Annotated in this window: 12 protein-coding genes and 1 pseudogene; 1 reads left to right on the top strand and 12 read right to left on the bottom strand. The window is 66.5% G+C overall.

Annotation, left to right across the window (positions count from 1 at the left end; genetic code table 11):
* Window positions 1-125: 125 nt before the first annotated feature.
* The 5 genes and pseudogenes from VZC37_RS06180 to VZC37_RS06165 form a co-directional block, all read right to left on the bottom strand.
* Entirely contained in the window at window positions 126-1,430 is a 1,305-nt protein-coding gene (locus VZC37_RS06180; RefSeq protein ID WP_330431519.1) for an HNH endonuclease, read from the bottom strand.
* A 265-nt stretch (window positions 1,431-1,695) separates the two neighbouring features.
* Window positions 1,696-2,013: pseudogene (locus tag VZC37_RS24680) on the bottom strand (IS481 family transposase); the annotation flags it as partial.
* 66 nt (window positions 2,014-2,079) lie between these two features.
* Window positions 2,080-2,466 carry an ArsR/SmtB family transcription factor gene (locus VZC37_RS06175; protein WP_330431518.1) on the bottom strand — a complete coding sequence of 129 codons (387 nt, stop codon included), beginning with the start codon at window positions 2,464-2,466 and terminating at the stop codon, window positions 2,080-2,082.
* The gene (locus VZC37_RS06170; protein WP_330431517.1) at window positions 2,463-3,704 is read right to left on the bottom strand and encodes an MFS transporter; all 1,242 of its coding nucleotides are present in this window, start codon (window positions 3,702-3,704) and stop codon (window positions 2,463-2,465) included. The genes VZC37_RS06175 and VZC37_RS06170 overlap by 4 nt, the downstream gene beginning before the upstream one ends.
* Before the next feature lie 192 nt (window positions 3,705-3,896).
* Complete coding sequence (locus VZC37_RS06165; protein WP_330431516.1) at window positions 3,897-4,259, bottom strand: ArsR/SmtB family transcription factor; 363 nt, start codon at window positions 4,257-4,259, stop codon at window positions 3,897-3,899.
* A gap of 98 nt (window positions 4,260-4,357) precedes the next feature.
* Between VZC37_RS06165 and VZC37_RS06160 the strand changes: the two genes are divergently transcribed.
* Entirely contained in the window at window positions 4,358-6,262 is a 1,905-nt protein-coding gene (locus tag VZC37_RS06160; protein ID WP_330431515.1) for a heavy metal translocating P-type ATPase, read from the top strand.
* Window positions 6,263-6,285: 23 nt separating this feature from the next.
* On the opposite strand, the gene VZC37_RS06155 is transcribed toward VZC37_RS06160, so the two are convergent.
* The 7 genes from VZC37_RS06155 to VZC37_RS06125 are packed head-to-tail and all read right to left on the bottom strand — an operon-like array spanning window position 6,286 to window position 12,082.
* Window positions 6,286-7,659 carry a SagB family peptide dehydrogenase gene (locus VZC37_RS06155; RefSeq protein WP_330431514.1) on the bottom strand — a complete coding sequence of 458 codons (1,374 nt, stop codon included), beginning with the start codon at window positions 7,657-7,659 and terminating at the stop codon, window positions 6,286-6,288.
* Window positions 7,660-7,668: 9 nt separating this feature from the next.
* Window positions 7,669-8,646 (bottom strand): ABC transporter substrate-binding protein, encoded by a 978-nt coding sequence (locus tag VZC37_RS06150; RefSeq protein ID WP_330431513.1) that lies wholly within the window; start codon window positions 8,644-8,646, stop codon window positions 7,669-7,671.
* Window positions 8,647-8,681: 35 nt separating this feature from the next.
* Window positions 8,682-9,467 carry an exodeoxyribonuclease III gene (locus VZC37_RS06145; protein ID WP_330431512.1) on the bottom strand — a complete coding sequence of 262 codons (786 nt, stop codon included), beginning with the start codon at window positions 9,465-9,467 and terminating at the stop codon, window positions 8,682-8,684.
* 4 nt (window positions 9,468-9,471) lie between these two features.
* The gene (locus VZC37_RS06140) at window positions 9,472-9,999 is read right to left on the bottom strand and encodes a barstar family protein (RefSeq protein WP_330431511.1); all 528 of its coding nucleotides are present in this window, start codon (window positions 9,997-9,999) and stop codon (window positions 9,472-9,474) included.
* The gene (locus VZC37_RS06135; RefSeq protein ID WP_330431510.1) at window positions 9,996-10,460 is read right to left on the bottom strand and encodes a guanyl-specific ribonuclease; all 465 of its coding nucleotides are present in this window, start codon (window positions 10,458-10,460) and stop codon (window positions 9,996-9,998) included. Before VZC37_RS06135 ends, VZC37_RS06140 begins: the two co-directional genes overlap by 4 nt.
* A gap of 22 nt (window positions 10,461-10,482) precedes the next feature.
* Complete coding sequence (locus VZC37_RS06130; RefSeq protein WP_330431509.1) at window positions 10,483-11,508, bottom strand: N-acetylglutamate synthase, CG3035 family; 1,026 nt, start codon at window positions 11,506-11,508, stop codon at window positions 10,483-10,485.
* Window positions 11,480-12,082, bottom strand: a complete 603-nt coding sequence (locus tag VZC37_RS06125) for a peptide deformylase (RefSeq protein ID WP_330431508.1) — start codon at window positions 12,080-12,082, stop codon at window positions 11,480-11,482. Before VZC37_RS06125 ends, VZC37_RS06130 begins: the two co-directional genes overlap by 29 nt.
* Window positions 12,083-12,295 lie beyond the last annotated feature (213 nt).

Genomic DNA, 12,295 nt, shown 5'->3' with positions numbered 1-12,295 from the left:
GTCGCGCCCGTCGCTGACGTTCGCGTCAGTCGATCAGCAGACTCATTCACACTGTGGAGTTGTCAAGGTACAGATGCGGTCCCGACGAGGTCGGGTGCGAGGTCGGGCTGTTCAGGGCGAGCGCGTCAGGCGGCGGCGGTCAGGTTGTCGAGATTCAGGGTCCGCCGGTTGTGGGCGGGCAACGGTCGCCGTTGCGGGTCGACGGCGGCGGGTGGGATGAGCCAGGGGTGTCGGTCGTTGCCGAGGAACACTTCCCAGCCGTTGTGGTGGATGTCGGTGTGGCAGGCACTGCAGAGTAGGCAGCTGTTGTCGAGGCTGGTGTCGCCACCGTCGATCCAGTGGGTGAGGTGATGGGCTTGGGTGCGGTTGGCGGGTGCGCCGCATTTGACGCAGCATTCGTCTCTGACGTGCAACGCTTTTCGGATGTGTGGCGGTACCAGTCGTTTCTCGCGGCTGATGTCGAGGGGGACGCGTTCGTCGTCGATGAGCAGGGTGGTGGTGGCGGCATCGCAGGACAGTCGGCGCAGGGTCGCTTGGGTGACCGAGCCCATGAGGTCGAGTTCGGCCAGTGTCGGGGTGTCGGCGGGGATGGTGAGCAGCAGTTGGGTTTTGGGTGCGGCGCTGGCGATGTCGCTGGGCATGCGGGCGGCGATGTCGAGGATGGTGTCGAGGGCGTCGGCGTGGCGGCGGGCGATGGTGCGGGGGTCGCGGGAGCCGTCGGGTTGGGGGCGGGGTGCGCCGAGGGCGTTGAGTGCGGCGCAGAGTTTTTCGCCGACTTCGATGTCGAGGCTGGCTTCGAGGTGGAGGCGGCCGTCGTCGTCGGTGTGGGTGGCGAGTTCGTTGAGTTGGCGGTCTTCGGCGGCGGGCAGTCCGTCGGTGTCGTCGGCGAGTTGGTTGCCCAGGGTGCGGGCACGTTTGTCGATGTCGGCGGGGGTGGCGCCGGAGAAGTATTGTCCGAGAAGGTCGGTCACGTGGTTTAGACGCAGCGCGTCGTCGATCGGTTCCGTTGTTCTGCCGGCGATGTGGCTGACTCCGCGGGCGATGGCGTCGACGTGTTCGGCGGGGATCGCGCCGTCGGCGGCGTGGGCATCCAGGGTCGGCAACGCCTCCAGCGATCCGGCGACCCGCAGGAGCCGTTGGGCGACCGATGGTGCGAAGCCCATCACGATCAGCAATTCGCGGGTGCTGCGGCCGTGGTCGCGGGCCACGCCGAGTCGGTCGAGTTGCGCGGCCAGACGGGCGGCCTGGTGATCGACGAGGTTGCGTAGCGTCAGCAGCTGACCCATGGCGTCGAAGGTGGCGCGGCCGGACAGATCATCGCACTGTAGCTCGCGCAGTATCGATCCCACCGCGGACAACTCAGCAGATGGAGACAGATCCGCAGATGCGGACAGTTCAGCAGTGACAGACAGTTCAGCAGCAACAGACATGACGACTCCCCAGCAGATACGACAACGGCACCGGTGTAACCGGTGATGCAGGCGGCCGTTCTGGGTTTCCTACCGCGCCCGAGCAGCGCATTCGCTCCTGTGCGTGCTTATCCGGTGCGGTTTCTTCGTCATCATCTCGGCCTGCTGACAACCAAGGTATTCGAACTTGTGTTCGATGTCAACCCTTTTGTGGTGCCAATTTTCCGAGTGTTGTATCGGGTCATCGGTGACGGTTCCGGCACGAGCCGAAGATGCGATCCCACTCGCCCATCGACTGCATCTTGTCGTGCACGCTGATCGGTCCGTGATCCAGGCCGGAGGCCTCCAGCGCGGCGCGCACGGCTACCGCCAGCGTTTTGACCCCGTCGCTCAGTGCTGACGGGCTCGATTTCGGGCGGCGGGTCTGGGGTTCGAGGATCGGCGATGGCTCCTATTATCTGGCCTGTTTGCGTAACTCGTAGAACGACTTTCGGAAAACCCGGTGCTCGGTGCAAGAAATCGAGACTGCTCCGCCGGGTGTATCGTCAGGCCACTGCGAGACTGCCAGCCGCGCGACAGGGTCGATAGGTTCATCAACGGCCAGCGTCGAGCGTCGAGCGTGAACCTGAGGACCAGGGTGCCAGCGTTGTGGGTGTTCAGGCGGGGCGTGTCAGCCGTGGGGGGCTTCGCCGGTGACTTGGTGGTCTGCGTAGTTGAGGGCTTCTCGGACGAGGCGGGCGAGGTGACCGTCGGCGAGGGTATAGATGATGCGTCGGCCGTCGCGGCGGCTCGCGACGAGGCCGGTGAATCGAAGTTTCGCCAGGTGCTGGCTGACAGCGGTGCGTGAGGTGTGGCAGGCCTCGGTGAGGGTGGTGACGTCGGCCTCTGCGTGGGCGAGTAGCCACAGGATGTGCAGGCGGGTGGGGTCGGCGAGCATGCGGAATGTTTCGGTGGCCACCGCCAGGCGCGCGTCGTCTGGTTCATTCAGGTGGGCCAGACTCGCCGCGGAATCGGCGCCGCGGTCGCGTCGGCGGTCTCGAGTATCGATGACGCTCACCTTTCGGCCTCTGCCGGCACGTCGAGAGGGGCGCGTGCCGGCCACAGCGTGGCGGCTGTGCTGGCTGCGAGTGTAGCGAGGCAGGACAGAATGAGCGCAGCATAGAGCTGACCGACGCCGGCTCCTACCCATCCCGCGATGGGGTAGGTGAGCAGGAAGCACGCGTGCGACAGCGAGAACTGCGCAGTGAACACCGCCTGACGGTTGCCCTCGTCAGAGGATGCGCGCAGCAGTCGGGCGGAGGGGGTATTGATCAGCGAGGTCGCGATACCCAAGATCGCCCAGGTGAGAATCAGTAGCCCCCAGCCGACGGGAGGCGACGGGCCAGAAGCGATGAGCACGCACAGCTGCGTGATCCCGGCGGGCGCGATGGCGGCGCCGGCCAGCATCACCTGTCGATCAGTGAAGATGGCGAGCAGTCTGGGTGTTGCCAGGGCCACGAGCATCGATCCCGCCCCATAGGTCGCCAGCGCGATCGCCACACCTGTGTCGGATCCCCCGTGCATGTCGCGGATGTAGACCACCGTGTTCACCACGACCACCCCGGTGGCGGCCGCGACGACGAAGTTAAGCGCAAGTAGGCCTCGTGGCTGCGGACGGTGCAGCATCACACGGGCACCCTTGGTGATCCGCGCACGCAGCGGTTGCCGGTGCTGATCGTTCGACGACGCTTGTGGCAGTCGGGAACTCACGACAAGGATCGCCGAGAGCATGAACCCAACCGACGTCGCGAGGAACACCTGGGTGTAGCCGACCACGGTCAACAACGCCGCGGCGATGGCCGGGCTGGTGACCGACTCCAGATCGTAGGCAAGCCGCGACAGCGACAGCCCTTTCGTGTAGTCGTCCTCGCGCTCGAGCACCACAGGTATGACCGCCTGGAAAGTGGGGGTGAACGTTGCCGAGGCGGCTTGAAGACAGAAGATCAGGACATAGATCTGCCACACGTCGCTGACGAAGGGTAGCAGCAGCGCGATCGAGCCTCGGATGAGGTCAGCGCTCACCATGACCCTCACGCGCGAGAAACGTTCGGTCGCCGCCGTGATGACCGGAGCCACACCCACGTAGGCGAGCATCTTGATGGCCAGCGCGGTACCCAACACCGCGCCCGCATCACTGCCGGCGATATCGAACGCCAACAGACCCAACGCGATCGTGAGCAGCCCCGTACCGATCAGAGCGACAACCTGAGCGACGAACAGCTGTCGATACGTCCTGTAGCGCAACACATCCCACACGACACGACTCCATCCGCAGCAAACCGGATGAGCTAACCATACATGTGCGCACATGCGCACACAACAGACGCTTGATCAGCCACCTGGGGCCGTGTGCCGACGAAGAAGTGTCACCACCAAGACGCATCGGACTGGCACCGATGTCCTGCGAGATGACGGACGCCAATTTTCCCGTGGCACCGTCTGGGGCGTCTAGGTTGCTTCCCGCGGGCGGTCGGCGAGGCCCAACCGCAAGTGTTCGCTGTGATAGATCGCCTCGTCGAGAAGTTGAGCGACGTGATTGTCGTAAAGACTGTAGGTGATCGATCGGCCCGCGCGTGTGCCGGTCACCAGGCCGAGGTTGCGCAGGAGTCGCAGCTGGTGGGATACCGCCGATTGCTCCATTCCGATGCTGTCGGCGAGGTCGGTCACCGATCGGGGGCCCTGGCGTAGTTCGGTGAGGATGAGGAGGCGACTCGGCGTGGCGAGCGCTTGCAGCGTCGTCGCGACATGGGCGGCGGAGTCCGGATCCAAGCGAGCGCTCGGACGATGTCGCCCCTCGACTCCGTGTCCCATGAAACACGATCATACCGCCGACTTGAAATATGAAGACATCTTCATACATTCTGTCTTGAGGGTCAGCCAGTTGCCGAGTCACCGGAGGAGGGCCAGCGATGACCGCGACGACACGGGTCGCCGAGAAGGGCGCCGGACGTGTGCTTGCGCCGCCCCCGTCGATCGTCCGGACCGGAATGCGGTTGCCGGCTGTGCGATGGGCGGCGATCTCCTTTGCGGCGTTCGTTCTCGGGTGGGGACTGCAGCTTGCCGACGCTCCTGAATGGCTGTGGTGGATGGCGTATCTGGCGTGCTATATCAGCGGCGGCTGGGGTCCTGCGGTGGCCGGGTTGCAGGCGCTGCGCGAGCGGACTCTCGACGTCGACTTGCTGATGATTGTCGCTGCGATCGCTGCGGCATCGATCGGTCAGGTATTCGACGGTGCTCTGCTCATCGTGATCTTCGCGGCATCGGGGGCGTTGGAGAACGTCGTGACCCAACGCACCGCAGACTCCGTCACCTCACTTCTCGGCTTGGCTCCCGAGCGAGCCACTCTGGTCGATGCCGACGGGACGACCAGGTTGATCGAATGCCGGGAACTGCAGGTCGGGCAGCACGTCCTCGTCCGCCCAGGCGAGCGGATCGGTGCCGATGGGGTGGTCGTGCGCGGCGTGAGCGAGGTCGACCAGCAGGCAGTGACCGGCGAATCAGTGCCGGTTGCAAGAGAAGTCGGTGATAAAGTGCTCTCGGGAACCGTGAACGGAACCGGGGCGCTGACGGTCGAGGTGGTTCGACCGGCGTCGGAATCGGTCATCGCCCGCGTCGTTGCGCTCGTGGAAGAAGCGTCTGCGACCAAGGCTCCGACCCAGTTGTTCGTCGACAGGGTCGAGCAGGCTTACTCGATGACCGTGATCGTTGCGACGCTGCTGGTTCTGAGCGTGCCGATCATGGTGTTCGGCAGCTCGTTCGAAGACGCACTGCTGCGAGCGATCGTGTTCATGATCGTCGCATCGCCGTGCGCCGTTGTTCTCTCGACGATGCCACCACTCTTGGCCGCGATCGCCAACGCCGGAAGACATGGCGTACTGGTGAAATCGGCTGCGGTCATGGAAACCGTGGGCCAGACCACCCTGGTCGCGTTCGACAAGACGGGCACTCTCACCGAAGGCCGGCCAGAAGTCACACACGTCACCACGCTGTCACGGTGGCAGAGCTCCGAAGTCCTCGCCTACGCGGCCGCAGTCGAAACACCAAGCGAACATCCACTCGGACGCGCCCTCGTGAGAGCGGCTGTCGAGCGATCCCTCGATGTGTCCCCCGTGGCGCAGTTCCGTGCCTTACCCGGCCATGGCGTAGTGGGCCGGGTGGACGGGCACCGGGTCACGGTCGAGCGCGCGACCGCGGCTGATTCGCTCGGCACCGTGGTCGGGGTGTTCGTCGACGGTGAGGAGATCGGACGGATCGAGCTCTCCGACCAACTGCGGGATGGCGCTCCGGCCGCTGTTCGAGCTGTCAGCGGTCTCACCGCCGAGCCAGTTCACGTGCTCACCGGAGACCACGCTTCCGCGGCAGCGCAGGTCGCCGAGAGTTGCGACATCGGGTCGATCCACGCAGAACTCCTCCCCGAGGACAAGACTCGCATCGTTCGTGATGCCGAGTGTGCGGGCCAACGCGTGCTCCTCGTGGGCGATGGCATCAACGACGCGCCGGCGCTCATGGCCGCCAGCACCGGCATCGCAATGGGCCGCTACGGATCAGACCTTGCGCTCGACACCGCGGACGCCATCATCACGCGCGACGACCTCGGCGCGGTGCCCGCTCTCATTCGCTTGTCGCGCCGAGCGCGACGGTATGTCGCCGCCAATCTGTGCATTGCCGCCACCGTCATACTCACACTGGTCACCTGGGACCTAGTGGGCAGCCTCCCGTTGCCTCTGGCGGTCGCCGGTCACGAAGGCTCCACCATTCTCGTTGCACTCAACGGGGCGCGTCTACTCCGTCAATCGGCATGGTCCGCACGCTGAGTGACCCTCGAATCGCAGCGCAACTACCTCCGCGGAGTCCCCACCACGAAACTCCCGACGTTGCATTCGACGAGCTCATCGACCCCGGTGGCCTCGCCGAATGCGGCGGTGTCCCCGTAGCCCTGGGCCACGCCACCCAGTCCCATGGCGGTGGCGGTGAGGTAGAGCGTCTGGGTCAGCACGCCGACATGCTTGAGGATCACCGCGTAGGGCATCTGCTCATAGGTCCACATGATCCGGCCGGGCCGTGCCGCCAACACCAGGAGTACCTGCGGCGGTTGGCCATCGGCGAGGGTCAGCGACGCGGGTGCGACCAGCTTGGAGACCGGGGGACTGTCGTAGGACGCGACCGGCCGCAATACATGGTCGAACGAATCGTAGTGGTACATCCCCGGTTCCGCGCCGTCGGCGGTCCGCACGACCGGGTAGATCTCCAGCTCGTACAGTGATCCGCCCGACGGATACGGCCGGGACGGGAGCTCCTCGGGGACCGGGCGGTCGGCGTTCACTGTCCGGACGCCGCGGGTACGTGCGCACCGGAACAGCAGCTCACCCAGTTCGGCCAACGAGATCGGATGCGCGTCGTCGAAGTCGCGCACCGACTTCCGGTCTTCGACCACGGCGGTCAATGGGCGGTCGGCGGACCTCAGCGAAGCAAGGTCGGGCACGGGCAGGGGGATCGGCTCGCCGGGGTAGACATGCCGCCGGGCGGGCACGGGCTCGAAGGTGCCGTCTGCCCAACGCGTCGGGCCGAAATGCTGCCAGTTGGTCGCCCGGTCGCCGACGGTGCTGTGGCGATGGAACCACAGTTCGTGGGGACTCCAACTGCGGGTGGGGAACTCGGCCCGCTCGCGGCCGGCGGTGACCGCGTGACCCGACCAGACGAGATCGGACTGCAGCCGCCGATGCAGTGCCGATTCCGACGAATCGGGACCAAGGCCACTCGCGGCGGCGAGGATCTCTGGATCGTGGATCTCGATGTCGCACCAGCTACGGGGATTCTCGGCGACGACAGTGCCATCCTCACGTCGGATCACCGTGAAGCGCGACAACTCGACGCCGGCGCCGGCGCGGACGTCGGCGGGCGCGGGACGCGCAGTCGGCGGTCGTCGGAAGGGTCGCAGCGAGTACAACTCTCGGCTGCCCTCAGAAACGGTCATGGACAGCGCGCCGGCGTCGACCAGCCGCTCGACGAGGCCGTCGACGTCCGCATCGGGCCCCTCAGGCAAAGTCACCGGACCCGCATTGAGTGACCGTAGTAGCACCATCTGCGCTCGGGTCAGTCCGTCGAGCCGGACCTTCGCGGGCAGGATCACCGCGACGCCGCCGCCGCCCAGCAGGACGCGGGCGCCCGGCGCGAGCGCGTAGACGGTCTGCACCGTACCGCCGTCGGCCATCAGAGCTGATCAGGCGGCCGCGCGCTGCAACGCCGGATACATCTTGTCCAGCACGTACGGGATCGACAGCGGCGTCGGTTCGTTGAGCCCACTGATCTCGGCCACCGAGAGCCGGCTGACCGCTCCGCTCTCCACCGACCGCAGGCCCTGATATCCCGGCAGCCCCTCCAACGTGCTCATCTGTTGATCGGTGTTCGCGGTCACCACAAGCAGATCCGAGTCGAGCATCGGAACGTTCTCGGTCGAGATCGGGTACCGGGGTTGCCCGTTGCGCCGGAACTGTTCGACGAGTTGCGGGGCGATGCTCATCCCCAGCGATCGGAACAGATAGGTGGCGCCGTCCTCGGGATCGGCCATCACCTGGATCTGATCGTTGGAGAACATGTAGGCCATCGAGTAGGTCTTGCCTTCGAGCCCGGGCATGTCCTCCTTGGCGGCGGCGATCTTCTCGTCGACGCCGGCCGTGATCTCCTGGGCCTTGTCGGGTTCGCGCAGAACCGTGCCGAGGAACGTGACCATGTCCTGCCACGGATCGATCTGCCGGCCGGTGATGCCGGGGATGGTCGGCGCGAGCTTGCTGACGTTCTCGTAGAGCTCCGGCTGCCCGTCGGCCATGTACGAGGTGGCCAGAATGAGGTCGGGCTCGGCCTTCGCGACCTGCGCGACGATGTCATCGGTGGTGAGCGGAGTGGATTCCTGCAGTTGGTTGTTCGACCACGGGGGCGGATTACCGGTGAGGATCTGGATGTTGTCCAGGTATGCGACCGGGGTGATCCCGAACGCCAGGGTGACGTCGATCCACTGCGCCCCCAGCGCGACGATCCGTTGGGGGACGCCGTTGATGGTCACCGATCCCTTGGACGTGTTGACCTGGATCGGGGCGCCCTCATCGGCCGATTCATCCGGAGAACTGCAGGCACTCAGTGCGAGAGACGCCACCAACAGAGAGGCGATCGACACGAGCAGCACACGCAACGCACGGGTCATGCGTGCAGCCTAACCTAAGGCTTCACCTGCATGGATCAACAGTCGACGACCACCGGCGCATGATCGCTGGCGCCCTTGCCCTTGCGGGCCTCGCGGTCGATGAAAGCGCCGCTCACCCGGTCGTCGAAAGCCGGTGAGCAGAGCAGATAGTCGATGCGCATGCCCTCGTTCCGCGGGAAGCGGAGCTGCTGGTAGTCCCAGAACGTGTAGCCGTCGGCATACGGCAGTACGGAGTCTCGGAACCCGATCTCACCGAACGCCTGCACCGCGGAGCGTTCCGCGTCGGATACGTGCGTGTGTCCGTCGAACACCGTGGGGTCCCAGACGTCGTCGTCGGTCGGGATCACGTTCCAGTCGCCGGCGAGCACCACCTGTGCGGCCGGATCGTGGGCGAGCCACAGCGCCGAGATGTCCCGCAGTGCGCCGAGCCAGTCGAGCTTGTACCGGTAGTGCGGATCGTCGAGGGCACGCCCGTTGGGTACGTACAGACTCCACACCCGGACGTCGCCGCAGCGTGCGGAGATCGCGCGGGCCTCGCGCGCAGGCGTGGTGGTCTCCGCGCCGAATGTCGGCTGCCCTTCGAAGCCGATCTCGACTTCCTCGAGCCCGATCCGTGAGGCGATCGCGACGCCGTTGAACCCACCGGTACCGATGTGGCTGACGTCGTAGCCGGCGGCCAGGAAACTCATCAGCGGGAACTCATCGTCACGGCACTTGGTTTCCTGCATGGCCAGCACGTCGATGTCGTTGCGTTCCATCCATCCGACGACGGTCTCCGACCGCGCGCGAATGGAGTTCACATTCCAGGTGGCGATACGCATCTATCTACAGATCCTCGATCTCGGCGATGTCGGAACCAGCCTCCTGCCAGCGGTTCTCCACCCACGTCGCCAACGGCTGCGGGGTCAGCAGCAGCACCGCGAACCCGGCCGACGGGGTCGCGACGTCGCGGTAGTGCTCCCGATAGAACGACAGGGAGTTCGCGAGCCAGCGCAACTGGTCGGGTTCGCGGCGCAGCAGGCTCTCGGCGTGGTCGACGACGGTGACGAAGGCCGTCGGGCGGGGCTCGTCGTCGCCCAGCATCCCGTCGAGATCACGCATGCAGTCGTCGAAGGCATCCCGGTTGTGCCCGAAGTGTTCCGGGAACTGCCACGCCCGCGCGAACTCGTCCAGCAGGTTGGCGATGGTGGGCATCTCGCGACCGTCGACCCGGCGCACCACAACCCCTGCCGCGTCGCCCGGTGTGCGGTCGCCGACGACGACACCGACGACGACACCGACGACGGGGCCGTCGCGTCCGGCGTCGGTGAGGAAGCGCTCGGTGGGTACTCGTGGGATTCGCGGGGTGCTCACTGGTCGGGACCCCGGATCGGGACGAAGGACCGGTAGTGGTCGTCGGTGTACCAGGCGGAGCCGTCGCTGCCGGTGACGATGCGTTCGGCATCGCGGCTCCGGCCGGGCTCCTTGGGATTGACGTCCCACTCCTGGTAGCTGATCGGCCGACCCTGCGAGTCGAAGTCGGGGAGGAGTCCTTCGTTGTTGCGGAAGACGCCCCCGCCACGTGTGCCGGGAGCGTCCGCTGCCTCGGGCCAGTCACCCGCGTCGATCAACGCCAACGTCGCCATCACATGATCGGGCACCCCGGCCGACTGCGCTGACGTGGTGCCGACGGCGGCCCGGCCAGTGCTTTGCTCTTGCCCGGAGTTGTCGGACCCGGTGAATCCCCAGGTCAACGCGATGACGGCCACCACAACCAGCAGTCCGAGGCCCGACCACACGGTCCGCCGTCGTGTCGCTGAGTTCCCCGTCGTCACGCGCTCAGCGTATGTCCTCGAATCAGAGCTCCAGATAGCGGGACGTGTGGTGCAGGCCGAAACCGTGCCTGCGGTACCAGGTCCCGGCGGTGCGATTCTCCGACTCGACCTGCACATGGATCCGCGTCGCGTCCTGCCGGGCACCCCATGCGATGAGCGCGGACAGCACCGAGCTCGCCAGGCCTTCCCGTCGCCTCGATGGTGCCGTCCAGAGCGCGCTCACGCCGAGCCAACGGGCGCCATCGGGCGACGAGGTGACGGTGGCGCGGCCGATCGCCTGCGGCTCGGCGTCGCCCACTGATGCGAACACGACCGGTCCGCGAGAGGCCGCGACGACTTCGGCGGCGGTCGGCACGTCGACCTCCGGACCTCGGTAGGCCCGTAACCACGCCGCGGTCGGCGCCTCGTCGAGCCGCACGTTTGTCGGTGTCGGGGAGTTCTCGACGCCGACCTCGATGTCGCGGACCAGCATCTGGATCTCGCCGCTGACGGGGCGGCCGTCGATCTGGCCCGCCGGGACGAGCCGTTCGGGCAGCGCCACGAGTGTCGGCAGACCCCGCGCCCGGTACCAGCCACGCACGGCCGCCAGGGTGGTCTCGTCGGTGCCCGACCCGAACTCCAGGGGCAGCGCCGAGTTGGCGCGCCGGGTGAACCCGCCGCCTGCGCGCAGCATCCATCCCGAGATCGTCGCGGTGTCGGTACCCGGCCAGCCGTCGGCGGCCGCGGATTCCAACCTGCGGATCTCGGAATTGCGCACCGTCACGCGGGACAGTTGTCGGATCGACACGACCGCTGAGCGGGGGATCGACTGCGGCCCGTCCCGGTCGACGACCAGCGGGTCGCCGTCGTCGAGCAGGATGCCGGTGACATCGGAGAGGGCAGCGGACGCATCGCCACGCCAGTCGGCCGGGGTGGCGTCGCCGAGGCGGTAGCGCACCACCACTCGGTCGCCGACGAACGGGACCCGGTCGCCGGACGGGAGGACATCGGAGTCGTCGGGAGTCACCGCGCGACCGGGGTCAGTCGTCGTCGTGACCGAACGGGTCATCGACCGAACCGGGCAGCCACGTCAGGCCCGGCTCACCCCAGCCGTTGCGTTTGATGGCCTTCTTCGCCGCGCGGGCGTTGCGCCCGATCAGCACATCCACATAGAGGTATCCGTCGAGGTGACCCACCTCGTGCTGCAACATCCGCGCGAAGAACCCGGTGCCCTCGATCATCACCTCGTCGCCGTTGCGATCCAGGCCCGTCACCCGAGCCCACTCGGCCCGTCCGGTCGGGAACTGTTCGCCCGGCACCGAGAGGCAGCCTTCGTCGTTGTCGTCGGGATCCGGCATGGTCTCCGGGATCTCGGAGGTCTCGAGCACCGGGTTGATGACCTCGCCGCGGCGGCGCGGCTCGTGGCGATCGCCGTCGGGGCAGTCGTAGACGAACATCCGCTTGGCCACCCCGACCTGATTGGCGGCCAGTCCGACACCGTTGGCGGCGGTCATGGTCTCGTACATGTCGTCGAGCAGCTGCACGAGCTCCGGCGCCGGCCGGCGGTCGGCATCGAGTTCGACGAGTTCGGTGGGATGGTGCAGAACCGGTTCGCCGACGATGCAGATCGGGAGAATTGCCATGCGGGACAGATTACCGAGCGACTTCCCGCCCTCGGCCGGGTCGTCGCGGGTCGCCCCTTCTCGTGGCGAGTCACACCGCGAAGCCGATGGCCGATCGTGGTTAGATGATCTCCGAACCACATTGCTGTGATTTGTTCGGTGACCTGAATCATCCGGCCGGTGTGACCGAATCGGATCGGGGCGGTGGTCGCCGGTCAGGTCGGTGATGTGATG

It is taken from the genome of Gordonia sesuvii (genome assembly GCF_036350415.1).
In the GTDB taxonomy this organism is placed as follows: Bacteria; Actinomycetota; Actinomycetes; order Mycobacteriales; family Mycobacteriaceae; genus Gordonia; species Gordonia sesuvii.
This window is presented reverse-complemented; position numbering and strand designations above follow the sequence as displayed.